The organism is Parasphingorhabdus halotolerans, from assembly GCF_012516475.1.
GTDB classification, from domain to species: Bacteria; Pseudomonadota; Alphaproteobacteria; order Sphingomonadales; family Sphingomonadaceae; genus Parasphingorhabdus; species Parasphingorhabdus halotolerans.
The window spans coordinates 2,595,181-2,619,217 of the sequence record NZ_CP051217.1 but is presented as its reverse complement, the minus strand read 5'-3'; the positions used below and the strand labels follow the sequence as shown (position 1 = coordinate 2,619,217).

The 24,037-nt window shown below is 53.5% G+C and carries 27 protein-coding genes; 11 read left to right on the top strand and 16 right to left on the bottom strand.

The features are described 5' to 3' along the window. Window position 1: 1 nt before the first annotated feature. A complete protein-coding gene (locus HF685_RS12890) occupies window positions 2-832 on the top strand; it encodes an ATP-binding protein (protein WP_246218616.1) in 831 nt (276 codons plus the stop codon). Here the strand turns inward: HF685_RS12890 and HF685_RS12885 are convergent, their stop codons facing one another. Both HF685_RS12885 and HF685_RS12880 read right to left on the bottom strand, forming a co-directional pair. Beyond that, window positions 833-2,185, bottom strand: a complete 1,353-nt coding sequence (locus HF685_RS12885; protein ID WP_425500188.1) for a PQQ-dependent sugar dehydrogenase — start codon at window positions 2,183-2,185, stop codon at window positions 833-835. A 60-nt stretch (window positions 2,186-2,245) separates the two neighbouring features. After that, window positions 2,246-2,440 (bottom strand): hypothetical protein, encoded by a 195-nt coding sequence (locus HF685_RS12880; protein WP_168817424.1) that lies wholly within the window; start codon window positions 2,438-2,440, stop codon window positions 2,246-2,248. Between the two features lie 181 nt (window positions 2,441-2,621). Here HF685_RS12880 and HF685_RS12875 point away from each other — a divergent pair, with 181 nt between their 5' ends. Beyond that, entirely contained in the window at window positions 2,622-2,831 is a 210-nt protein-coding gene (locus tag HF685_RS12875; RefSeq protein WP_211051187.1) for a hypothetical protein, read from the top strand. Here HF685_RS12875 and HF685_RS12870 read toward each other — a convergent pair. The 7 genes from HF685_RS12870 to HF685_RS12840 all read right to left on the bottom strand — a co-directional run bounded on the left by HF685_RS12870 (window position 2,828) and on the right by HF685_RS12840 (window position 9,532). After that, window positions 2,828-3,529 (bottom strand): GIN domain-containing protein, encoded by a 702-nt coding sequence (locus HF685_RS12870; protein ID WP_168820338.1) that lies wholly within the window; start codon window positions 3,527-3,529, stop codon window positions 2,828-2,830. The two genes, HF685_RS12875 and HF685_RS12870, sit on opposite strands and share 4 nt — an antisense overlap. Beyond that, window positions 3,526-4,149: a class I SAM-dependent methyltransferase gene (locus HF685_RS12865; protein ID WP_168820337.1), complete on the bottom strand. Its 624-nt coding sequence runs from the start codon at window positions 4,147-4,149 to the stop codon at window positions 3,526-3,528. The genes HF685_RS12870 and HF685_RS12865 overlap by 4 nt, the downstream gene beginning before the upstream one ends. An 83-nt stretch (window positions 4,150-4,232) precedes the next feature. Next, the gene (locus tag HF685_RS12860) at window positions 4,233-4,970 is read right to left on the bottom strand and encodes a head GIN domain-containing protein (protein WP_168820336.1); all 738 of its coding nucleotides are present in this window, start codon (window positions 4,968-4,970) and stop codon (window positions 4,233-4,235) included. A 148-nt stretch (window positions 4,971-5,118) separates the two neighbouring features. Then, entirely contained in the window at window positions 5,119-5,649 is a 531-nt protein-coding gene (locus HF685_RS12855; protein ID WP_168820335.1) for a CarD family transcriptional regulator, read from the bottom strand. Between the two features lie 277 nt (window positions 5,650-5,926). Further along, on the bottom strand, window positions 5,927-6,262 hold the full coding sequence (gene fdxA, locus HF685_RS12850) for a ferredoxin FdxA (RefSeq protein WP_168820334.1): 336 nt from the start codon (window positions 6,260-6,262) through the stop codon (window positions 5,927-5,929). Window positions 6,263-6,364: 102 nt separating this feature from the next. Then, complete coding sequence (locus HF685_RS12845; RefSeq protein ID WP_425500161.1) at window positions 6,365-6,673, bottom strand: RNA-binding S4 domain-containing protein; 309 nt, start codon at window positions 6,671-6,673, stop codon at window positions 6,365-6,367. Between the two features lie 39 nt (window positions 6,674-6,712). Then, window positions 6,713-9,532 carry a helicase-related protein gene (locus tag HF685_RS12840; RefSeq protein WP_168820333.1) on the bottom strand — a complete coding sequence of 940 codons (2,820 nt, stop codon included), beginning with the start codon at window positions 9,530-9,532 and terminating at the stop codon, window positions 6,713-6,715. Window positions 9,533-9,760: 228 nt separating this feature from the next. Here HF685_RS12840 and HF685_RS12835 point away from each other — a divergent pair, with 228 nt between their 5' ends. After that, the gene (locus HF685_RS12835) at window positions 9,761-11,326 is read left to right on the top strand and encodes a M23 family metallopeptidase (RefSeq protein ID WP_246218615.1); all 1,566 of its coding nucleotides are present in this window, start codon (window positions 9,761-9,763) and stop codon (window positions 11,324-11,326) included. Between the two features lie 16 nt (window positions 11,327-11,342). On the opposite strand, the gene HF685_RS12830 is transcribed toward HF685_RS12835, so the two are convergent. Then, window positions 11,343-12,932 (bottom strand): caspase family protein, encoded by a 1,590-nt coding sequence (locus HF685_RS12830; RefSeq protein WP_168820332.1) that lies wholly within the window; start codon window positions 12,930-12,932, stop codon window positions 11,343-11,345. A 132-nt stretch (window positions 12,933-13,064) separates the two neighbouring features. Between HF685_RS12830 and hemB the strand changes: the two genes are divergently transcribed. From hemB to HF685_RS12815, 3 genes are read left to right on the top strand one after another with little or no spacing between them, the layout of a single operon-like run. After that, the gene (gene hemB / locus HF685_RS12825; protein WP_168820331.1) at window positions 13,065-14,066 is read left to right on the top strand and encodes a porphobilinogen synthase; all 1,002 of its coding nucleotides are present in this window, start codon (window positions 13,065-13,067) and stop codon (window positions 14,064-14,066) included. Then, window positions 14,059-14,604 carry a GNAT family N-acetyltransferase gene (locus HF685_RS12820; RefSeq protein ID WP_168820330.1) on the top strand — a complete coding sequence of 182 codons (546 nt, stop codon included), beginning with the start codon at window positions 14,059-14,061 and terminating at the stop codon, window positions 14,602-14,604. Before hemB ends, HF685_RS12820 begins: the two co-directional genes overlap by 8 nt. Further along, window positions 14,601-15,167: a gamma carbonic anhydrase family protein gene (locus HF685_RS12815; protein ID WP_168820329.1), complete on the top strand. Its 567-nt coding sequence runs from the start codon at window positions 14,601-14,603 to the stop codon at window positions 15,165-15,167. The genes HF685_RS12820 and HF685_RS12815 overlap by 4 nt, the downstream gene beginning before the upstream one ends. On the opposite strand, the gene HF685_RS12810 is transcribed toward HF685_RS12815, so the two are convergent. Both HF685_RS12810 and HF685_RS12805 read right to left on the bottom strand, forming a co-directional pair. Continuing rightward, window positions 15,146-15,592, bottom strand: coding sequence for an SRPBCC domain-containing protein (locus tag HF685_RS12810; protein WP_168820328.1), 447 nt, complete (start codon window positions 15,590-15,592; stop codon window positions 15,146-15,148). The genes HF685_RS12815 and HF685_RS12810 overlap by 22 nt on opposite strands. Window positions 15,593-15,596: 4 nt before the next feature. Beyond that, complete coding sequence (locus HF685_RS12805) at window positions 15,597-16,118, bottom strand: hypothetical protein (protein ID WP_168820327.1); 522 nt, start codon at window positions 16,116-16,118, stop codon at window positions 15,597-15,599. Between the two features lie 206 nt (window positions 16,119-16,324). Between HF685_RS12805 and rplU the strand changes: the two genes are divergently transcribed. From rplU to HF685_RS12790, 3 genes are all read left to right on the top strand, one after another. Next, window positions 16,325-16,855: a 50S ribosomal protein L21 gene (rplU, locus tag HF685_RS12800; RefSeq protein ID WP_168820326.1), complete on the top strand. Its 531-nt coding sequence runs from the start codon at window positions 16,325-16,327 to the stop codon at window positions 16,853-16,855. 3 nt (window positions 16,856-16,858) lie between these two features. After that, window positions 16,859-17,128, top strand: a complete 270-nt coding sequence (gene rpmA / locus HF685_RS12795) for a 50S ribosomal protein L27 (RefSeq protein WP_168820325.1) — start codon at window positions 16,859-16,861, stop codon at window positions 17,126-17,128. 197 nt (window positions 17,129-17,325) lie between these two features. Further along, window positions 17,326-17,904, top strand: coding sequence for a GNAT family N-acetyltransferase (locus tag HF685_RS12790; protein WP_168820324.1), 579 nt, complete (start codon window positions 17,326-17,328; stop codon window positions 17,902-17,904). Window positions 17,905-17,919: 15 nt separating this feature from the next. On the opposite strand, the gene HF685_RS12785 is transcribed toward HF685_RS12790, so the two are convergent. The 4 genes from HF685_RS12785 to lnt form a co-directional block, all read right to left on the bottom strand. Next, complete coding sequence (locus tag HF685_RS12785; RefSeq protein WP_168820323.1) at window positions 17,920-18,882, bottom strand: metal-dependent hydrolase; 963 nt, start codon at window positions 18,880-18,882, stop codon at window positions 17,920-17,922. 177 nt (window positions 18,883-19,059) lie between these two features. Beyond that, on the bottom strand, window positions 19,060-19,791 hold the full coding sequence (gene trmB / locus HF685_RS12780) for a tRNA (guanine(46)-N(7))-methyltransferase TrmB (RefSeq protein ID WP_168820322.1): 732 nt from the start codon (window positions 19,789-19,791) through the stop codon (window positions 19,060-19,062). 56 nt (window positions 19,792-19,847) lie between these two features. Then, window positions 19,848-21,065, bottom strand: coding sequence for a methionine adenosyltransferase (gene metK / locus HF685_RS12775; RefSeq protein WP_168820321.1), 1,218 nt, complete (start codon window positions 21,063-21,065; stop codon window positions 19,848-19,850). 67 nt (window positions 21,066-21,132) lie between these two features. After that, window positions 21,133-22,839: an apolipoprotein N-acyltransferase gene (lnt, locus tag HF685_RS12770; protein ID WP_246218614.1), complete on the bottom strand. Its 1,707-nt coding sequence runs from the start codon at window positions 22,837-22,839 to the stop codon at window positions 21,133-21,135. Here lnt and HF685_RS12765 point away from each other — a divergent pair. Further along, window positions 22,826-23,527, top strand: a complete 702-nt coding sequence (locus HF685_RS12765) for a hypothetical protein (RefSeq protein ID WP_168820320.1) — start codon at window positions 22,826-22,828, stop codon at window positions 23,525-23,527. The two genes, lnt and HF685_RS12765, sit on opposite strands and share 14 nt — an antisense overlap. Beyond that, window positions 23,517-23,945, top strand: a complete 429-nt coding sequence (locus HF685_RS12760; protein ID WP_168820319.1) for a VOC family protein — start codon at window positions 23,517-23,519, stop codon at window positions 23,943-23,945. Before HF685_RS12765 ends, HF685_RS12760 begins: the two co-directional genes overlap by 11 nt. The last annotated feature ends 92 nt before the right edge of the window (window positions 23,946-24,037 follow it).

Below are 24,037 nucleotides of genomic sequence, written 5' to 3'. Positions count from 1 at the left end.
AGTGGCGGACGAGGAGAATCAAACCAGCCTGAAGCGCATTGCCGATGCGCTGGAGCGCCTGTCTCCTTCTCCGCCCCCACGGCCTGATCTCACAAGCAATCCCGCTTATTTCTGGGATGGCGCAAGCATCCGAGCCATTGCGAACTTCAAACCCATCGCGCTGGATATGCTCACAGGCATTGATGACCAGAAAGACCGCCTGCTCGAAAACACCATGCGGCTAGCAGATGGCTTTGCCGCGCATGATGTGTTGCTGTGGGGCGCGCGGGGTATGGGCAAATCAGCGATGGCGAAATCGGCGGTGGGCGAACTTATGAGTTCCGGCAAAGATATCGCGCTTGTCGAAACCGCTGCGGATCATCTCGAAAGCTTGCCGATGTTATTTGCGTTACTGGGGAAAGATTCGCGCGCTTACATTCTCTTCATCGACGATATAGGTTTTGACGAGGACAGCAAGGCGCCGCGACTATTGCGTTCCCTGCTCGAAGGCGGAGCGGCCCAACGCCCCAACAATGTCCGGCTCTATGTCACATCAAACCGTCGCCATATCCTGCCTCGGCAGATGTCGGAACAGGATGATCCGGTGAACCCGCGCGACGCACTCGATGACAAACTGGCCTTATCAGACCGGTTTGGATTGCGGCTCGGTTTCCATGCTGCATCTCAGGATGACTATCTCGCAATGATCACGCGCTACGCTGCGGTTCATGCGCTGGATTTTGAAGAAAGCGATGCGTTGCTCTGGGCGAAACAGCGTGGAAGCCGCTCTGGCCGGGTTGCATGGCAATATATCGTTGAACTGGCTGGGCGCGCTGGAAAATCGCTCGATTGATTATTCTGCCGCTGCTTCTGGCTTAGCCGCGCCCTTCCTGGAAATCCTCCAGATTATTCCGCCAACATCATCGCTCACCAGCAATGCGCCAGTTTGGTCGAACGCCACCATGGTCGGACGACCCCGCGCTTTTTCGTTCTCGTCAACAAATCCGCTCAGCAGGGTTTTCGGCTTTCCTGTTGGCTCGCCTTTATCGTCAAAGTTTACATAGACCACATCATAACCCGCGAGCGGTTTGCGATTCCATGAGCCATGCCGCGCAACAACCGCGCCACGATCATATGGTGCGCCAAGGCCTTGGTCATGCGAAAAAGCAATCCCGAGCGGTGCGACATGCGCGCCAAGACCATAGTCCGGGCGTCGCTCATATTGGCGATGATCCAGATTTTTTTCAACGCGCGGATCAATATTGCCGCCCCAAAAATGCCATGGCCAGCCATAGTGGGAGGCAAAACGCACTTCTGTTAGATAGTCCGGGACCATATCACTACCCAGCATATCGCGTTCGTTCACCACCGTGTAGAATTTGTCGGTCCCGGGCAGATAGGCCATGCCGACCGGGTTGCGCATGCCATCCGCGAATATGATCTTTTTGTTGGTTGCGAGTTCAATCCGCAAAACGGCAGCGCGTTCCTTTTCAAGTTCCATACCGTTCTCGCCGATATTGCTGTTCGAACCGACCGAGACATACAGATATTTGCCGTCTTTGCTGGCCAGCAAATCCCGGGTCCAATGATTATTGGGCGCCTTGGCGTTGAGATTGGCCACTTTGCGGCCCTTGGCTGTAATCTTGGTGTCACCCTGCTTATAAGGGAAAGCGAGGATTTCGTTGGTATTGGCAACGTAGAGCAGGTCGTCAATCAGCGCCATTCCGAAGGGAGAATTGAGGCCTTCCATAAACGCAAATTGCTCGTCAATTTTGCCATCTTTGTCGCTATCTCGTAGCAAGGTGATGCGATTGGCGGAAGGCGTTCCTGCACCCGCCTTGCTCATCAAATTGCGCATGATCCAGCCTTCGATACCGCCCATAGTGCGCGGCGGGCTATTGGTTTCAGCAACCAAAATATCGCCATTGGGCAGGCGGAACATTGAGCGCGGATGATCAAGGCCTTCAGCAAACCGTTCGACCACGTAGCCATCGGCAGCAACCGGCCCTTCGCCTTCATTCCAGGGCTCCGCCTCTGCAACGTTGATCGTCGGAAAATTCTCTTTTCGCACATTGGTGAGATTGGGCTCAACCCCCGTCGTCGCTTCAAGAGGCAGACGTGCCGTGTCGCCTCGCATAAGATAAAAACCCGCACCGATTGCAATTACCAGCGCCAGAATGAGCAGATTTCGGAAATGTTTCATAATATACCAATAATAGAAAGTGGAACCCGCTGTGACAAGCGCAGTTTGATACGGAAAATCGGCTTAGCGCTCGCGGAGCCAGATGATGAGAGCGACGATACTGCCGAGCGCCAGTCCACTGAGAAACCCTAGAGAAGGCTGGCCAAGCATGCCACCAACCAGCACGCCTGCAATGGCACCAAAGGCAATAAAAATACCGCCAGCGCTTTTTTCCGAAGCAGGCGATGTGGAACGATTGGAATCATGTTTGTTGTTCATTTTTTCTCAATGCCATGATCGTTGCTGCTTAGCCAGAAAACTATCATTTTCTCGCTCGAATATTGCTTGGTAAACTTTTATTCACCATTGCTTTTGACACTATCTCCACGCCTCGCGGCTAGATGCAAACAGATGTAAAGGGTTGCCCGATTGGCAGGCCCCGAATACGCAGGAGCCTGTTTTGCAACTACCGGTATTTATAGACTCCACCAACTATTCTGATGCCCAGCAGCTCAGAGCCAATTTTGGCGATGAAGCCGGGCTGGAAGCGGCCAATCGCGCCGACAAAAGCCGCGCCTTGGGCAATCATCTACATTATGTGAAGTGGCGTCAAGTAGAACGGCTGTGTGTTTTGCTCTCGATCGAGCAGACAATCGGGACCGTGCATTAGCCTTTTGGATTACAGGTTATCTGGGCCGAACCAGATGACCGAACAAGACAATTGGGGCGTCCGTCGATCAGGATAGAGCCGGTCCCGCTATTGTTCAAATCGGCTTGCTCCAAGACTTTAACATGGCTGCTGGCCGGGCCGCGATGGAGCAGATCGAGTTTGTCGACGGTGAGGGCGGCGCCATCGAATACGCTTGATCCCAGCAACTCGATTTTTGCGCTATCTGCCTTGCCCGATACACGCACCTGACCACCCCCGTTCATCGAAAGATTGAGCACGTCACTATCCAGGGCGTCCACGGACAAGCTGCCAAAACCACTCAAACGAATATTGGACGTTCGAGCCGCCATTTTATCGACAACGACCCTGCCCGCCCCGGAGTGGGTGATAGTTTTTAGCTGGTTTGTGCTCAGCCGGAGGGTGACCTCGCCATCGGGAGCAAAGGATTTACCATTGCCCGGTTTCGCATCGATCGCCACCATCAGGATATTGCCGCTTTTCCTCAACGTGACCCGATCCAGTATTTCCCGGGTCTCAGCCTCGGCCTTGGCCGATGGCCCCCTGCCAGTTTCGATGATAACATTAATGCCGCTGCGCACGCGAATTTCGTCAAATCCGAAAATCGAATAGCTGCGTTCTACGGCCAAAGCAGGACCGGCGGCGCATAGCGCAATGATTGCAAGTAGAAATCTCATCATAGCGGCCGTGCCTCTCCCATTTCCATCCAGCCCAGCCAACGCGGAGTCTTGGGCGCATAATGCCCCGAATTACCTGTCAATGCAAAGCCGTTGCTCTCAAATAATTTGGATACCGGTCGCTGTAAATGGCATCCGCCGGCGATGTGCTTCCATGCCGGTTCAATGCGTTGCTGCCATTTTTCAGGACCTTTGTCCGGCGCGCGGCCATGCTCGAGAAATAATATTTTGCCGCCTGGTTTCAGCACCCGGCGCATTTCTGAAAGAACCTGCTCGCCGTCCTGCACGGAGCAAAGCGTGAATGTCGTCAACACCGTGTCAAAGCTGGCGTCAGCAAATGGCATCGCCTCGCCTATACCGTCCAGAATATCCATATCGATACCGCGCGATTTGGCCTCGCTTCGCGTATAATCCAGAAGCTCGGCAGACGGATCAAGCCCGGTCAGGCTCTCAATCTTTGACGGATCATAAAATTGCAGGTTGATCCCGCCCCCACAGCCCAGTTCGAGCACTTTGCCGCTGGCTTTGGGGACAATCTTGCTGCGGTCTTTCATCACCGCTGGCATGGAACAGGCGAATTTTATGAAACGCGGAACCGCATATTTTTCCCATAAATTCGGCATGACTGATCTCCCGTCATTAACTGACCGGTTGAAGCTGCCACAGCGAAGCCACTTCGCCAAGAGAATTCAATGCAAAAGGACGCTTATTGCCCGCAGGTAATTTCGCCCGATCCCGTTGTTTTGGTGGTGCATTTAGCTTTGCCGTGGACGCGGATGTCTCCGGAACCCGTAACCTTGGCATCAACTGTTCCATCCGCAGTGAGCGTGAGATCGCCGCTACCAGTGACCTTCAAGACTGCATCATTGGTTTTCAATGCCTTGCCTTTCATCACGCCTGATCCCGTCACATTGGCGCTGACATTTTTCGCCTGCCCCGCGAGGTTCATGTCGCCTGAGCCCGATATCCGCGCAGTCAAATCATCGGCTTCAACAGCATCGACATTTACGTTGCCAGAACCGGCGACACTGACTGCGACTTCCGACCCACTCAGTTTGTCCGCCCGAAGGTTGCCTGATCCAGCCAGTTTCGCTTTTTTCAAAGATGGCGCGCTTACATATACGGTGGCGGAGCTATAGCCTCCGCTCCAGCCTGTTTTTTTCTCACGGCCGATTTTCAAGTTTCCATCCTGCAATTCGTAACGCAAGCGCTCAACAACGTCAGCATCACCTTCTGCGCGGATGGAATAGTTATCGGATGTTGTAAAAACGACATTGTCCGGCCCCGCCAGAGAAATGCCTTCGAAATTCCCGGGATTGGTATCAGACGTCGTTATGCGTTCTCCATCCGACATGCTTCCATTGCTGCCACCAACGGCATTGGCAATTGAACCTTCACAGGCTGCCAGTGCCAAAAGTGGTATTGCGAATACTATCTTTTTCATAAAACCTCCATTGCTGTAATAATACAGTAACACGGTGATATCGGATATTCAACTATTGTTTGTCGATACAAAAAAGCTGCCGCATTTCTGCGGCAGCTTTTTGGATATTTCGATGAAGCAGCGAGGAGCTTCGATCAAAAGAAATGTATCAGTCTTCCTTCACCTCATAATATTGCGGTGCGGCAATGTTGAGGATTTCCAGAATTTTCTCCAGCGCGGTTGGCTCGTCGGTTTCTTCCATCGCTGCCAGTTCACGGGCGAGACGGCTGGACGCTGCTTCAAAAATCTGCCGCTCGGAATAGCTCTGCTCTGGCTGATCGTCAGCGCGGAACAAATCGCGGGTCACTTCGGCAATCGAAACCAGATCACCGGAGTTGATCTTCGCTTCATACTCCTGCGCCCGGCGGGACCACATGGAGCGCTTGACCTTTGGCTTGTCTTTAAGCGTTTCAAGCGCTTCCTTGAGCGTTTTGTCGGAAGACAATTTACGCATCCCGACGCCTTCTGCCTTGTTGGTTGGAACACGCAATGTCATGCGTTCCTTTTCGAAGCGCAGCACGTAAAGTTCGAGTTGCATCCCTGCAATTTCTTCATTTTGCAGTTCAATCACCCGGCCTACACCGTGTTTCGGATATACAACATAATCGCCCACATCAAAGAGCAGCACATTCGCAGCCATAAAAAGCCTTTCTGATTCTTGAAAAATTATGGATAGTTTCGTTCAAACTATTCAAACCCCGACGAAAAAATCCTTTCGACCATATACAAGAGCGACCGAACTTCCCCCGTTCAGCCGCTTTCTGATATTGGTTTTAACAGATTCGTAACAAAAAAGCAATTTTTCGTTGCAGCGCACAACTTATCTTGCCTCAAACGCCGTGTCTCGCGGCAGTTCGCTAAGCGAAAGCCTCCGGCAGGGCGAAATAAGCGTCCGGCGCGCAATGCCAAACTAAAGTCTAATCACCTTCGCCAGGCTTTTCGGAAAACAACTCCATCTTGCCATCTTTGCCTTTATAGTCATCGGCATCGGCTGGCGGATCGCGGCTTACCGTAATATTCGGCCATTCCTCGGAGTATTTGGTGTTGATCTCCAGCATTGCTTCAAGACCATCTTCGGTGTCCGGCAGAATCGCTTCAGCCGGGCATTCCGGTTCGCAGACGCCGCAATCAATACATTCGGAAGGATTGATGACAAGCATATTCTCGCCTTCATAAAAACAGTCGACGGGGCAGACTTCCACACAGTCCATATATTTGCATTTAATGCAGGCTTCAGTCACTACATAAGTCATCTGGCGCGAAACTCCCCTTAACCAGACCGCGAAAACCACGGCTATTCTCGCCTTGCTATTGTGCAAATTTGATGGCGTCAACCGCCCATTTAGCAGACTATTTTAATCACCAGTTTTCAGTTCTTCATAACAGGTTTGCGCTCCGGCCGCGCTTTCCCTGCGCTCTGGAAGCCGGAAAACTCTGATAACGTGCACTTCGCGGCCTCGAGGGATTGTCAAAATATCATTTTCCCTGACCATCAAATGCGCCCGGTCCACGCGACGGCCATTGAGGCGCACATGCCCTTTGGCAGACATTTTCTGGGCCATTGTCCGCGTGTGGGCGAAGCGAAGGTACCAAAGCAGTTTGTCGATGCGCAAGGCCGGAGCCGAAGCGCCAAGTATGAGAGATACCGCACGTTTACCGCTCAAAACTGTATCCTATTCCTGCATATTCTATTTCTGCATCTTCTATTTCTTTAGGGAATCCCTGAGCGCCGCCAATTCGGCAAATGCGCCGCCAGCCGTTGCAAGGACAGGCTCTGGTTTGCGCGCAGCTTTCTTATGGCCCAAATTCTGGCCCGACTTTGATTCGCCTTTCCCTGTGCCGCGCGGTTTTTGCCCGACATGTCGGCGTTGATTGTTAGCTTTCGCGTAATTGTTCTTGGCGCGCCCCATGCCTTTCCATTGCCAATAGACAAGCGGCAAAGCAGCGGACGTGTCTGGTGCTTTTTCTGCTTCGGCGACCTCGTCTGATTTCTTATCATTGGCCACTTGTGCTTGGGCAGCAGGAGCGGCGACTGTTTGGTTCTCACCAACCCCGTCTACCGGCTTGTCAACAACTGGATTATCAACAGAGGCTTCCTCTGGTTTTTTATCGGTCTTTGCAAATCCAGCCACTTCGAGCAGCGCTTCATGCACCTCGGTTGCAAGGCCTAGCGACGTTGCAAGCGCGGGATCTACCGCAAACACATCGCCCTGCTGGCGGGCTTCATGCGCCTGTTTGATCAAACGCTCGGCCATATCGACGCGGACAAATTCTTGACCGACCTTGCGAAAACCCAGCCGGCTAGCTTCCTGCATGTTTCCGAATTTCCATTCTTTGAGATGCACCGCATTGTCCGGTGGCAAGTCAGTCATCGGCTGCTCATTGAGCGCAGCAAACAAGCCAGCGCGCCACGAGACCGCGCCTGGTTTCATCAATGCATGGTGAAACACGTCCAGAGCGCCAAAGACCAGTCCGGCACGTCGCGCGTGGCCGCGCATATCATTGTCGAGCGCACGCACCGCATCATTCACATCCCGCCGGTCAACAATGCCGCCAGCTTCTAAAATCTGAGCAAATAGAGCGCGGACAGACGGGGGGGTCGCTTCTTCGCTCGCCAGCGCGTCAATTTTGACCAGACCTTCCAGATGTTTGGCCTTCATCGCCTCGACCCAGGCACGCACGCGGTCTTCAACCTTTTTCATATTATCCGGTGTCATATCCTTTAGCGACCGGTCAAACTTGATCTCGGGATTGAGCAGACTTTTCCCTTTGGCGAGCACAGCCAGCCTGGCATCACCCCACATGATCGCGGGCTGACCAGCAGCATCGGCAACAAGAGCCAATACGCTGTCCGGAGCCTTGGCCAAAGCGTCTGCGTTTTCCGTCATAATCGTTCCCAAATATCTTTCCGCTGCTGCCAGCAGCATTTTGCGGTCTTCCCTCCGGCTATCCGAAGGCACGGTAAATTGGAAGCCCTTGAGTGTTCCAATTTCCAAACCTTCAACCAGCACGCTGCCCCTAGAATCTATCTCAATATCTTGCGGCAGCGCATCCTTTAGTAGCCCGCGCATCAAAACGCGGGTGCGTTTATCGACGAAGCGTTGCGTTAACTGGCTATGCATGGCATCGCTCAGTTTGCGTTCCAGATCGCGGGTGCGGTCGATCATTACATCGGCCTGTTCCACCCAGTGCGACTTTTGCGCAATATAACTCCAGCTTCGCGCTGCGGCGATACGCGCGGCCAGAGTGGCAATATCACCTTGCACATTTTCCAGCCGCGAAATTTCCTGTGCCATTCTGGCATGTGGTATCCGGCCAGCCCCTTGTGCCAGATAGGGCCATAGAGATGCGACAAAACGCGCCTGATGGTCAGCCCCCACTTTGCGAAAATCCGGGATTGATGAAGCCTCCCACAACAAACGCACGTGATCAGGATGGCTTACCAAATTTGTAATGACCGGATCTTGCGCAAGGCGTTTTAAGACAGCAAGATCGGGGGCTTCGGGCGCGGGGCGCAATAGCCGGTCCAAGGGTTTTTCTTCGAGTGATTGGATCAGGGCCTCGACGCTACCAATATCAGGCTCAGCGTTGCGCCAGTAAAGCCAGTTCAGGCGGGGGAAACTATGGTCTTCGAGCTTTTCAATCTCTTCGGGTTGCAATTCATCAGACGACGCAAGCCCAGACAGCACGCCAAAGCTGCCATCCTTCTGGTGTCGCCCTGCCCGGCCCGCAATTTGCCCGATTTCCGCCAGCGTCAATTTGCGCCGACGTCGACCGTCAAACTTCTTCAGCGCAGCAAAAGCGACATGGGAGACATCGAGATTTAGCCCCATGCCAATGGCATCCGTGGCAACAATATAATCAACCTCGCCGTCCTGATACATTTTGACCTGCGCGTTGCGGGTTTGCGGTGAGAGCGAGCCCATCACGATAGCGGCACCGCCATGTTGCCGCCTGAGCATTTCGGCAATCGCGTACACATCCTCCACAGAGAAAGCGACAATCGCAGACCGACGCGGCAGCCGTGAGAGTTTGCGCGGGCCGGCATAACTCAAAGTCGAAAACCGGGGGCGCGTGATTATGTCCGCTTCGGGGAGCAACTGCTGGATCAACGGTCGCAGGCTTTCGGACCCGAGGATCATCGTCTCATCCCGGCCCCGTGCATATAGCATACGGTCGGTAAAAATATGTCCGCGCTCCGGGTCGATCCCCAGTTGCGCCTCGTCAATCGCAACAAACGCGAAATCGCTGCCATCTTGTTTGACCGACGGCATGGATTCAGCAGTACAAAGATACCATTGTGCATCGGGCGCAATGATTTTTTCTTCGCCCGTCACCAGCGCCACGCGGTTTGAACCTTTAAGCTTCACCACCCGGTCATAAACCTCGCGCGCCAGCAATCGCAGCGGAAAACCGATCATCCCGCTGGAATGGGCGCACATCCGTTCAATCGCGAGATGCGTTTTGCCGGTGTTGGTCGGGCCAAGAACTGCAATGAGGGAACTATGCTGACGCTGGGACATTTGATATCATCACAGCTTATCTCGAGCGCTCAGGCAAGCGCTATTAGTAAAAACTACAACCGTAGATACAGGCACAGACTGCGTATCCGCCATTTTACACGCTTCACCGCATGTAAAGCCTCATGGCCCGCGTCTTAATTTGACATTAACCCTATTCCTGCACAGAGACAGTCAACTATTGCGGTGCAAGCTCGGCCTGTTTTTAGGGCATATTTGCATCATCAAGGGGTGCGTTTGTTCAAGAGTATCGACATGCTTGCCGAAGACGGTTTTGGAGCAGCTGCTATCGCTGCGCCTGCGCCCGTGTCATTTCGCGAGAGTTTTAGCGAAACATTGGGCGATTGGCAGGACAAGTTTGCCGATACCGAATGGGTCCCTGACCTTGGCCGCGACATCGGCAGCTTCACCTGGTTTCGCGGACTGGCCACGCTGGTTCTGCTATGCGGTGTCGCGATTTCCTGTCTCCCTGATTTCGGTCCGATTTCCGGACATCAAAAAGAGGCTCTCACAGGTTCCCGGGCAGACCAGATGCGCTCGCAAGTCATTGCACCTTTAGCCTACGGTTCTGACACCGGCATTAGCATGGCCGCAACCGACGCCGTGCGGCCACTCGCGCAAAGCCCGGAACGTCCATCCATCGAACTGGTCGCCACACTCGGCCGCGGCGATAGCCTTCGCCGCGTCTTGCAGCGCGCCGGTGTGGCCAGCAACGAAGCGCAGCAAGCGACCGACCTGGTTGCAAGCGCCGTCGCTCTGGGAGAGCTTAAGCCCGGCACCAAAATTGATGTGTTACTGGGCCGTCGTCCGGCCAAAAACCAGGCCAGACCGCTCGATCAAATTGCATTCCGCGCGCGTTTTGACCTCAATCTGGAAGTGCTGCGCGACGGTGCCCGACTGAAACTCAATCGCAAACCGATAATCGTTGACGACACGCCGTTGCGGATCAAAGGCGTTGTCGGCTCGAGCCTGTATCGCTCGGCCCGCGCGGCTGGCGCACCAACCGAAGCGGTGCAGAAATATCTTCGTGTTCTGGGAACCAAAATGTCAGTTTCCCGGGACATTCGCGCCACCGATGAGTTTGACCTCATCATCAATTATCGCCGCGCCGAAACCGGCGAGGTTGAGGTGGGTGAGCTGATGTATGCGGGCGTTGAGCGCGATGGTAAACCCCAAGCACAAATGCTGAAATGGACCAGCGACGGGCGCACCAACTGGTTTGAAGCTTCCGGCGTAGGTCAATCACAGGGTGAGCTTGTTCGCCCGACAAATGGTCGCACAACATCCGGCTATGGCATGCGGCGACACCCGATATTGCGGTACTTGAGGATGCATAGCGGCCTTGATTTTGGTGGTGGCTATGGCGCTCCTATTTACGCGGTAACCGATGGCACCATTATTATGGCAGGCCGCAATGGCGGCTATGGCAATTTCGTCAAGATCCGCCACGGCGGCGGGCTGGCCTCAGGCTATGGCCATATGAGCCGGATCGCCGTGCGCAACGGCAGTCGTGTCCGAAGGGGTCAGATTATCGGTTATATCGGCTCTACTGGCCTATCGACCGGACCGCATCTCCATTACGAGCTGTATCGCAACGGCCGGGCTATCAACCCCAATAGCGTAAAATTTGTGCAGCGGTCAGAACTCAGTGGGAGCGAATTACGCAAGTTTAAAGGCGAGTTGCAGCGACTAAAGCGTGTCGAACCGGGAGCGGCTTTGCGAAGCTTGAAAAGCGTATCGACCAAGCCAAAAATGGAACGCGAAATTAATCGTCTGATGAAGACGAGCGTGAGCTGAAACGTAAAATTGCTGGCTATTGATTTTTGATTATATAACCCTGGTCAGTAAGTTCCAACGCTCTCAAGTCCAGCCCCATTTCCTTCTTTGCAAGAGTGGCTACACCATCTGAAAACTCATTCAAGGCGGCCGGATTGGAAGCACTTGCCTCGAGACCCATCGACATGACCAGAGAGTTGAGCAGCAGCATATCGCTCAGTTGCTGTTTTCCGCTGTCGGTTGGCGGAATATCTTGCGGTTTGAGCAACAGCAATGCGGCCATCTGGTTTCTCAAACCCTGTGCTTGAGCGCGTGTTCCCTCTGTAATCTTCCCGTTTGCAGCATCACGCAAAGTATCGATGAAGATCGAGAAACTATCTGCAAGGTTATTGGTACTCATGCCATATTTGGAGGACGCCTCTTGCTGCATGAGTGCAAAAACATCCTGCGAGGAGAACAATAGCTCGAACAGGCTGGCCGAATTGGCGTCGCTGGCTTTTAGCTGAGCCAGAAACGTTTTTATTGCTTGCTGTCGAACAGAATTTGACGGCTTGAATTCAAATTGCCTGATATTTGAAACCGGGGCGACAGCGACAGCACCCGGACTATTGCCAATGACATTGCTGAAACTTGGCACCGTGAAACCCTGAACGCCGGGCAGTTTGGCCGGAGGAGCATTTATCCTTGCTATGTTTTCGGACGCTAGACCGGCAAACCGTCCGTTGGGATATTGCTTCAAATAGGATCGGTACGCCGTTTCACTATTTGCGCTCACCGTTCCTTGCCAAAAAAGAGATTCGTTGGTTTCTGCGCTTACCGTGGGCGCGCCTGCTACAGTTGCTTGGACCGAATTTGCAATATTTTGACCCGGTACAAAATAAAACGCATTTCCGGATAGCGAACCATAGGTAAATGGTTCCTGTTGACGACCGGTTTTGCGCAATACATCGTCGCGCACCGAGCGGAACAGCAAACTAATCTCCAGCCCCGGTTGCACCAGGCGCTGAGCAAGTGCTTCGGCAAACGGACTGTTGGAACCTTCCCCGTCGGCAGCGGTCGCTCCTGCCTTCGCGGCATAAACTATCAGCGTTTCCCCTTCTGGCTCAACCGGGGCAAGTCCTCGCCCGATCGACCGGTTGCGCATCGTGCGCTGCATGCTGGCGGTAAAAGGATTATTGCGGCATGCATCGAGCACAATGATCTTCAACCGCCCACCCTCGACCATCAGCAATGCCGTCTCTAGCCGCGTAGCCTCAATTTCCAGATCGCGGTCCCGGACCAGACGAGCATCGGTCGGAATGAGATAATTCTGCCCACCGGCTTCGATACCGTGCCCGGCATAATAGACCAGACTGACATCCGCCCCATCCGAACGACGGCCAAAATCACGCAATGCGATTTCCATCTCGGTTTTGCCCAGATCATATTTTACATCGACACTATCAAATCCGGCATTTTTGAGCGACGCTGAGATTAAGCGTGCATCTGCCGCAGGGTTGGCAAGCGCGGAGGCGTTGGCATATTTGGAATTGGCGATGACAAGCGCAACACGTTTGGCCTCGGCGGTGCCAGGAGACAGGTTAAACGCCAGCAGCGCAATAATGAGCAGGCGGATCAAACTTGTCATATTCACGTCAGCCCTTTTCGCCCCACTGCCAATATTCCATAACCATTACTATGATATGTTGGTTTGCACCGCAAGCTGATGAAAATGCTATTTCAATTGCCCTCTGATACTGCATCCCTATATTGCGCCTGCATGACCAATAGCAGTTTCTTCCCGCGCACTCGCCTGCGCCGCACTCGCAGCACTGTCTGGAGCCGGGCAATGGTCCGCGAGAATATCCTGACGCCCGCTGATCTGATCTGGCCGCTTTTCATCGTGGAGGGAGAGCAGGTTGAAGAACCGATCGCCAGCCTACCCGGCGTCTCGCGTTGGTCGGTGGATGGCATCGTTGAGCGCGCCACGGAAGCCCGCGATCTTGGCATCCCTTGTATCGCCCTGTTTCCCAATACACCTGCCGACAAGCGCAGCGACGATGGAAGCGAGGCGCTCAATCCGGATAATTTAATGTGTCGGGCGACCAAGGCGATCAAAGACGCACTGGGTGACGATATCGGCGTACTGACCGATGTTGCGCTTGACCCTTATACCTCTCACGGTCAGGACGGATTGCTCGACGATACGGGCTATGTCATGAATGACCGTACGCTCGATATACTGACCAAACAGGCTTTAAATCAGGCAGCGGCTGGCGCTGATATCATTGCACCGTCTGATATGATGGATGGCCGGGTTGGCGCGATTCGCGACGTTCTGGAACTCGCCAACCATCACAATGTCCAGATCATGGCTTACTCCGCCAAATATGCCAGCGCTTTTTATGGTCCGTTTCGTGATGCGGTCGGGTCTGGTGGCCTGCTGAAAGGTGACAAGAAAACCTATCAGATGGACCCGGCCAATGGCGACGAAGCCTTGCGCGAAATCGCGATGGATATCGCCGAGGGCGCAGACAGCGTAATGATCAAGCCCGGTCTCGCATATCTCGACATTATCTACCGCGCGAAAACAGAATTTAACGTGCCGGTTTTTGCCTATCAGGTGTCGGGTGAATATGCGTTGGTCAAAGCTGGCGCAGCGGCAGGTGTTGGCGATCATGATGCGCTGATGATGGAAAAACTGGTCGCGTTCAAACGCGCTGGTTGCAGTGGTATTTTGACCTATTTTGCTGCCGATGCAGCGCGCTTCATCAATGGCTGAGTTTCGACTTGAAACCGAGCGCTTGGTGATGCGCGAATGGCATGAAGATGATCTGGATGCCTTCCATGCTATCAACAGCGATCCAAGGGTTATGGAAACACTGGGGCCGTTAAAGGACCGCGAGGAGATTATAAACCTCATTTCCCGGTTGCAGGCGCTTCAGGAAAAAGACGGATGCTGTTTCTGGGCCCTCGAAACCAAATCGGACGGTGCTTTAATAGGCTGGTGCGGAATGATTAGGGGAGCGCATGACGTTCCGGTAAAGGACAAGCTGGAAATCGGCTGGCGGCTGGAATTTGATAGCTGGGGCAAGGGCTATGTTACCGAAGCGGCCAAGAAATGCATCGAGTGGGCCGCTGATCAATTTCCCGATGAAGAGGTGTGGGCCATAACCAGCGTAGACAACCATCGCAGCCGGGCGGTAATGCAACGGCTGGGGATGTCACATCTGCCTGATCTGGACTTTGATCATCCACTAGTGGAACCTGGCAGCCATTTGCTGCGCCACGTCACCTATTGTACGAAAGCCAATCCATGACCGACCCACTCATTCTGCCATTCAACGGCAAAACACCTAAAATCCATGAAAGCGCCTTCATTGCGCCCGGTTGCAAAGTTATCGGCGATGTCACTATCGGAGCGGAAGTCTCAATCTGGTATAATTGCGTCATCCGCGCCGATGCCAATCGCATTGAGATTGGCGCGCGGAGCAATGTGCAGGACGGCAGCGTTGTCCATTGCGACAGCCCGATGCCCGGCGCGCCCGATGGCTTTCCAACCATTATCGGTGAAGATGTGCTAATCGGTCATATGGCGATGATCCACGGCTGCACAATTAAGGATCGCGGCTTTGTTGGCCTCTCGGCCACGGTGATGAACGGTTGCATTATTGAAAGCGACGCCATGCTCGGTGCGGGCGCATTGCTGCCCGAAGGCAAGCATATGCTGGAGAAAGAACTATGGGTCGGCAGTCCTGCGAAAAAAATCCGCGAACTGCCCGAAGTGGCGCTGGCGGGGATGCGCATGGGCGTTGCCCATTATGTCGAGAACGGTAAGGCGCATAAGACGGCGATCCGAGATTATTCTGGAACCGGTAACTGATCTCTCCGTTCGGAGCGGTCCTTCAAGCCAGCAGCTTCCATGTCCATATATCGGCAAATCGTAGCCTTAAGCAGGATCGCGGTCGGTCGTCCGAGAAATCCACTTATGTTCATGCTCTGATGGAACGTACAGACGTCGCGGTCAGTTTCAATCCAGTGATTGGCAAAGGATGTCACACCTCCACCTTTCGATATCCAGGAAAAGCTATTATCCGGATTCCATTCGGTTATTGTCCAATTGCGCGGAAACAAACGCGGCTGCTTGATTCTGATTCTCGATCCCAAGCCCACTGGACCATCGTCTAAACGCTGCAAGGCGGAGAAGCTGTCTGACCATTGAGGCCATTTTTCAAAGTCGATCAATATGCTCCAGATTTGCGATGGGCTTGCCGCTATTTCGATCTTGTTGCGAAATTCAGGCATCATATATTTACCGCAACCGGTCCTTCATTGAATCGATTTCATCCTGTTGAAGGCGGACCTGATTATCTATCAACTCACGTTTTTCCGCAATTATCGCCGCGCCGCCAAGGTTGCCCCTCTCGAACTCGTCATCCAGACGCTGGATATAGAGAGAATCAATTTCCGCCAGCGCTTCCACAGACGGGCTGCGATCCATTTCCAGCGATGCCAAGTCCATCTGGGCAACGACCCACGCTTCACTCGAAACGGCAGCTCCGCGTGCGGCGTTTACCCGGCTTTTTACTGCAGGCAAATTGCGCAGGAATTTGCTATGTGCTGAGGAGCTTTGCTGTGCCGCATTGTCAACCGCAGCCTGCACATCACTTGGAAGCGAAGACACCGTTGGAAGACCGGACGCTGGCACAGGATCCGCATTGGCTGGAACATCCTCATAAGGCCGCTTCGCTAACGATGGAAAATCGCCTTGCTGCATCGCGCAGGCAGATAGCAGGAGGCTGGAAATCGAGAGCGAGAGAAGTGCTGTTTTCATGATGCCATCATTAGAGCGCGCCCGTTTGCGCTGCAATGAACAAATTGCCAGCCGGGATAGAGGTTGAAAATTGGCCAAAAAACGCCTTAAGCCGGTTGACAGCTTTCGCTCCATCTAGTAGCTGCGCACTCTTTCCGGCGTGAGCTAAGAGACTCGCGTTTAATAGCTTGTGCGCTGGAACCATATATTTGAAACGGAAAAATGCCATGTTCGCTATAGTGCGCACCGGCGGCAAGCAATATCGTGTTGCCGCAGGAGATATTATCGCAGTCGAGAAACTTGCTGGTGAAGCGGGTGATTCGGTAACTTTTGACGATGTTTTGCTTGCCGGAGACGGTGACAAGATTGCTGATACAAAAGGTCTGAAAGTAACCGGCGAGATTGTTGCGCAGGAAAAAGGCGAGAAGGTCATCATCTTCAAAAAGCGCCGCCGTCACAATTATCGTCGCAAAAACGGCCATCGCCAGCAACATACGGTAATTTCGATTACCGCTGTCGGCGATTCGAAAGCGCCTAAGAAGGAAGCAAAGAAAGCTGCTCCTAAGAAGGATGCTGAAAAGCCGGCAGAAGCTAAAAAGACCGAAGATAAGCCAGCTACCGAGAAAAAGGCAGCTCCGGCGAAAAAGGCTCCAGCCAAAAAAGCGGCAGCGAAGTCTGAAGATAAACCTGCTGCAGCTAAAAAGGCCCCAGCAAAGAAACCAGCGGCCAAAAAGCCTGCTGCAAAAAAGAAGGACTAAACCATGGCACATAAAAAAGCAGGTGGTTCATCCCGTAACGGCCGCGATTCAGCGGGGCGCCGCCTCGGCGTGAAAAAATTCGGCAGCGAAGCTGTTATCGCTGGTAATATTATCATTCGCCAACGCGGAACACAGACCCATCCGGGACGCAATGTCGGTATTGGTAAAGACCATACATTATTTGCGCTCATTGACGGTAAAGTCGCATTCCACAAAGGCAAGCTCGGACGCAAATATGTGTCTGTGGATGTCATGGCGGAAGCAGCCGAATAGCGGACAATCGATAACGGGTTGTCCTTTGAGGGATGACCCGGATGGTTCAAAGAGCCACCAAATTACAGGGAGAGGGTCACCCCTCTCCCTTTTTTTATCTCTCCCTGTCTCATTCGTCACCGATTTGTAATCCGCCCCAGCTATGGGTCGGCCGACAAAACGGGGACGGAATTAAATTATGACTGTGGAGAGTCCCGATGTTTGCAAGAACACCAAGATTATTGTTGAGACCAGGCTGGCCTGAAGATGTGCCTGCTGTCCATGAGGCAATCAACGACGAGGCCATCGTCCGCATGCTTGCCCGCGCACCATGGCCCTACGAACCAGAAGATGCGGCAAATTGGCTCGCAAGCGAAACAGATCCTCTACGACCTGCCTTTCTGATTTTCGAACGGACAATGGGTGAACCACGGCTGATCGGGAGTGCCGGGCTGGGTCAAACCGATGACGGCCAAACCGAAATCGGTTACTGGCTGCGCCATTCTCACTGGGACCGCGGATTTGCGACCGAGGCTGGTCAGGCCGTGATGGATATTGCCAGATCTCTGGGTCACAAGCATCTGTCGTCCGGACATTTCGAGGACAATCCAGCGTCAGGGCATGTCTTGCGAAAGCTCGGGTTTCGCCCAACTGGACGGGTCGAGCAACGCCACAGCAGAGGCCGCGGCGTCACTGTGCCTTGCGTCCTCTATAGCTGCAACCTCGCCGGTGTTGATCCGGCAGGTGATCCGGCGGGCGACACAGAATGCGACGTCATGCGATCATTGGCGGCCTGAGTTGAAAATAGGCTGCTATGCTACTTTACGGAGGCGATCACTTTTTCTGCGTTCGTCGAACACCGTCACATTGTCGTTCTCTTCCGGCTGATCCAATATAGCGGCCTCATACTCGCTTTCTGCAAGCTGTATGAGATAGCGATCATCTATGTCCCACGGATGGAACCCAGGCTTGAAAAACTGCAGCCATGGCAGCAATGTTCGGCGAAAGGGTGCCGGGCCGATCAGAGCATAGTGCAACACCCCGGTCCATGCGCGCAGCCCAGTTATGCCATCCTGCCTCAGCAGCTCGAGCATTCCCTTAATGCGGTTTTTCGTGAAACCCTTAGAAATCTTCAGCATGAAAAGAGTCTTCTTTTTCCATCGCTGCCAACGGCTCCAGTCGCGGGTCGCATGCAACCAGGTGTCATAGGCAACGCCTTTATGCTCAATTTCTTCCGAAGCGTGCCAAAGCCACATTTTCCGTTGCTCATCGTCCGCATGATCCAGATGCGCGGGATTTGCGATTAGCTCTTTCGCGATAATGGCGGTGATATGCTCGAGACAAGTTGTCGCTGCCAATTGATCAATCTCTGGCATATCAGCAATGCGATCCATGACACTGTTCATGGTCTGCTCAAGCTTTGAAAGATCATAATCAGAATCAGTGAGTTGCTGGTTAAAGCAGGCATGCTCGCGGCTATGAACCGCTTCCTGATGGATGAACGCAGTGATTTCTCGGCGCAATTTTTCAGGTGTGCGATTGCGGAAACCGCGCAGAACATCCATGAAAAAACGCTCCCCTCTTGGGAAAGTGACCGACAAAGCATTGTAAAATGCCGTTCCAATCGGATCGCCGCCCACCCAGTGACGGTTTTCGATTTCGGCTCCAGAAAAATGGCGATTGCGTGACTGAATCAACAGGTCGAGCGGTGTTGCGCTCCCGGAAATTTCATTGGGGAGATCGGTTCTGCTCTGGTTGACAGTTAGATTTTTCATCACGCTTGTTCGTCTTCCTTCAACTAGCTTCCGCCATTACGGTACGACCCGTTGAAGAAATCTATAGGAACAGTGCGTTAAGAAGACGCTCAAAAGACGTGCTTAAAAAAATGTTTACATCGTTGAAAAAGCGCGGAAATGCGTTGTTACAACGCTTAACAATTTCGGCCACATGGCTTATTTTCGTTGGTAGCGGAAATACCAGACTTCGTGACCTTGCCTGCGAGCTTTGGCCTCGTAGCGCGTCTCAGGCCAGCCGCCTGGACGGATCATCCAGTCTTTCGGGCTGTCACAAAGCCAGTCAAATTCATCCCGTTGCCCCATGATCATCATCGCCCATTCGAGATAGACCGGGTGATCGGTACCGAACCGAAACTCGCCACCGGACTTGAGTTTGGCGGCAATCAGATCAACTGGGCCGTGATTCATGAACCGCCTTTTGGCATGGCGCCATTTTGGCCAGGGATCTGGATGCAGCAAATAGACAAAACTCAGACTACCGTCAGGAACACGCTCGAGCACATCCAGCGCATTGCCCATATGCAGGCGAACATTGGCGAGCACCCCGTCGCGAATATGCTGTAGAGCGCCAACAACCCCGTTGAGATAGGGCTCGCAACCAATAAAACCGTGCGCTGGCAGCATGTCCGCACGCTGAGCCAGATGCTCCCCGGCACCAAAACCTATTTCAAGATGCAGCGGGCGGTCATCGCCAAATAATAATCTTGAAGATACCGGTCCTTCGGTTGGCACGGCAATCTGCGGCAAAAGCTTTTCAACAAGCTCTACCTGTTGGCCGCGCAAGGCGTGGCCTTGCCTTCGACCATAGAGCTGACGGACGGTGGTCGGATCGCCAAAATTGCTCGCCGACTGATCTTGGCCTCGATCTTTGTCTTCGTCGCTAATCATCGATAGACCCTAAGCAGGTTTTTTCATTTTCTGCCACACTAGCAACAAGATGCAGACTAAGCGCCTACAGCTTCTTTCAGCGCATCAACCAGATCGATTTTTTCCCATGTGAAGAAATCACCATCAGCTTCGCGACCGAAATGACCGTATGCAGCGGTTGGGCCGTAAATCGCTTTATTGAGACCCAAATGCGTGCGGATACCCTTTGGCGTCAGGCGCACCAACTGTGGCAAAATCTCTTCCAGCTTCTCTTCGCTCACCGTGCCGGTGCCGTACAGATCAACATTGATCGACAAGGGCTCAGCCACGCCGATAGCATAGGAAAGCTGGATAGCGCAGCGTTTGGCGAGGCCAGCCGCGACGATATTTTTCGCCAGATAGCGGGTGATATAGGCAGCCGAGCGATCCACTTTGGTAGGATCTTTGCCAGAAAATGCGCCACCGCCGTGCGGGCTTGCGCCGCCATAGGTGTCAACAATGATCTTGCGACCGGTCAGTCCTGCATCACCTTCAGGTCCGCCAATTTCAAAGCGGCCGGTTGGGTTTACGTGGATCACGGTACTGTCGGTGATGAAACCATTTGGCAACACGTCCTGAAATACGCCCATGACATATGCGCGCAGCTCTTCATAAAGAGCAGGGTTATCACTGTCCTTGAAATATCCTGGCGCATGCTGGGTTGATACCACTAGTGCAGTTGCCTCAACCGGTACTTCATTGACATAGCGCAAAGTAACCTGGCTCTTGCTATCCGGCTCAAGAAACGGCGCTTTGCCGCTGTGGCGGTCATCCGCCATTTGCTTTAAAATTTGGTGTGAATAATGCAGCGTCGCTGGCATCAGATCTGGCGTTTCGTCGCTGGCATAACCGAACATAATGCCTTGGTCGCCAGCGCCTTCGTCTTTATTGCCGCTCTCGTCCACGCCTTGCGCAATATGCGCAGATTGCGGGTGGAGATGGTTTTCAAACGTCAAATTCTGCCAATGGAAACCGTCCTGTTCATAACCGATTTTCTTGACCGTTTCGCGAACCGTTTTCTGGATTTCTTCCTGCGCACCATCGGCCCAGTTGCCATCAGTATCAATCATGCCATTGCCGCGAACTTCGCCCGCCAGAATGACGCGGTTTGTTGTCGTCATGGTTTCACAGGCAACGCGCGCTTCCGGATCTTTTGACAAAAACAGATCGACAATCGCGTCGGAAATCTGGTCGGAGACTTTATCCGGATGGCCTTCGGACACTGATTCGGACGTAAAAATAAATTCTGAGCGCATGGTATTTCCTGATTTTCTGCCAATTTCACGGCATTTGAGTTGATATAAGGAATAGTTTATATGTGCTTTAGCGAGCGCGTTGCCGTATGGCAATGGCGCAAATCAGCAAAAGCAAGGCGAAGCCGAGTGGCATGATATTGCCGTAGCGTGCAAATAGAGTTGGTGCATGTGCGGGCGGCAACATCGTATCAATTCTGCCTGCCTGCCCCATCGGGATATTGTTTCTGACATAGCCGTCAGCATCGATCACCGCAGAAATTCCGGTTGGGGTTGATCGAATTATCGGCAGCCCTTCTTCAATCGCTCTTAACCGTGCTTGTGCGAGATGCTGCGGCGGACCCCATGCGCCAAACCAGGCGTCATTCGAGGGATTAAAGATGAAATCAGGCCGGTTTTCGCGATCAACCACCTGGCCAGAGAAAATAATCTCGTAACAGACCTGAATACCCATTTTACCGAACGATCCAATATCCATCGATTGCGCGCCTGGTCCCGGCCAGAAATCAAAGTCTCCCGGCGCGAGGCGAGATAAGCCAATAGCCGAAAGCAAGGGTCGCATCGGCAGATATTCGCCATAAGGCACCAGATGGCTCTTGTCGTAGCGACCCAGCAGCTCGCGTTGCGCGTCCATTGCGAAGACGCTGTTTCTGGCCCCGACAGCGCGTGGTCCCACACCGTCGTTCTTATCCGCAAATTCCAGCTTAAGTCCTCCGAGCACAAGCACGTCGCCGGGCTTCATCAGGCTGGTGAGCTGTTGACGGACAAATTCCGGCGGTCGGCTATAATAGTAGCGCCGCGGATAACCGGTTTCCAGATAATCGGGGATCGCCGCTTCCGGCCAGAAAAGGATGCGCGGCTTATCGTCCTTGCGCAGCGTGAGATCAGCAAGCTTTTGCAGGTTTTGCTCTTCATAACCCGCCTGCCATTTATCCTGTTGGCCTATGTTTGGTTGGACGACAGTGATCTGATGCTGCTCACAGCCTTTAGATTTGGGAGGACCGCATAGCTTTACTTCAGACGTGAAAATTCCAATCAATGCAAAAATCGCCACGGGCACCAACATGAGCACGCCAATCCGCCATTGCTGCTTGAATAAAAACAACAATGCACCTGATAATAGGAAGACCACCGATGAAATCCCGTATGTTCCAAAGACGCGCGAGGACAGCGCAAGGACTTGAAGCGGTCCGGAAGTTAAAACCGATCCCAACGGATTCCAGATAAACCCACTAAACACCCAGCTTCTCATCCATTCGGTGATAATCCAGAAACCAGCAAGCGCGATGATAAATCCCAGTCTCCGAAATCCGTTCGCGTCGAGCGCAATTTTGCGGCTCAGCAACCAAGCCCCGAGGGCCGCCAGCGCCGGATATACCGCGAGATAAAGCGAGAGCAGCACCACTGCGACATAGCCAAGCCACCCCGGCATGGCAGCTTGGAAAGTGAACGCCTTGGCGATCCAGTTCAGCCCGACAACGAAATGGCCCAGCCCAAAGAGCCAGCCCACGATAAATACGGCCTTCTTTCCGGGCGATTGTTGCAACACGCTCATCCACAGCGCCAGCGCCAACAACGTCAGCGGCCACAGATGAAGCGGCGCGAAACCTGTCGCCGACACCGCGCCTCCAAAAAGCGAGACCCAATAGGGGTGTGTACGAACTAATTGGCTGATTTTATCCACGCCCGGCTTTTGCCGTGTTCGGGCATCCCGTTCAATTGCTAATTGCAGGACGGTAGCATTCATCTCTATAAGCCCGTCCATGAAAACACTCATGATAATGGCTCTGGCTGCGATCCAGGCCCCTGCTGCAACGGCACCCACGGCGGTGCAACCACTTAGCGATATTCATCAGCGAGACCTGTTGTGCGTTGCTGCCTTGGCTATTGTCGCCTCGGAGCAGGAACGAGGAATTGAGAGCGCGCTGGACTATCCGCTTCTCGCTGAACGCGGCAAAACTTATGCTGGCCTGATCGGCGAACGCATTATGACGGAAACAGGTCGCACCCGCGAACAGGTTCGTGCCGATATTCTCTCTGCCGTTGCTATGCAGCAGGCCAAGGTCATGGATGTCGCGGAACCCGGAGAAGTGGTGGACGCCGAAATGGCCAAATGCCTGCCGCTGCTGGATCAGGAAGTGCCGCCAAAGCCGCAACCGTCGCTCAACCAGTGCGCCGCGCTGCTGGAGCTCGCCTATGAGGAAGTCTACGGACGCGAAGGCCTGTCCAAGACCGCGCAGGACTTGAAAACACTTGCCTATGTGCTCGACAGCCGGGCACGCGAGAAAATGAAAGCAGAAGGTTATAGCGGGACCGAGAGCGACATCGTATTGACGCAGCTGCGAGAAGAGATGCATGCCGATGCAAAACGCAAGGAGGCAAAAGGACAAAGTTCCGATCTTGATTTTGAGCATTGCTTCGCCCTCGCCGCGCCTGAATCAAAGCAGCAAAAATATGAGCACTAATCTACGCCCTTTCCACCTTGCCTTTCCGGTCCATGATCTTGATGCTGCGCGCATATTCTACGGCGGCCTCATGGGCTGCGAAGAAGGCCGGAGCAGTTCACACTGGATAGATTTCAATCTCTATGGCCACCAGATTGTGACCCATCTGGATGAAAGCAGGGCCAGCGCGAAAATGACCAACCCGGTCGATGGAGGGGATGTTCCGGTGCCGCATTTTGGCGTGGTGCTGACGATCGGCGAATGGGACAAACTGGCAGAGCGGCTCAATACAGCCGGGATTGATTTCGTGATTCCGCCAACCATCCGCTTCAAAGGCCAGACAGGCGAGCAGGCTACAATGTTCTTTACCGATCCCAGCGGTAATGCACTGGAATTCAAAGCATTTGCCGATGACAGTCAGATCTTTGCCAAAGACTGACGCGCGTGTCCGTTCAGGCGAAATAATATTTCCGTTCGTGGTGAGCTTGTCGAACCACAGCTCCCGGCAAACAAATCCTTCGACAGGCTCGG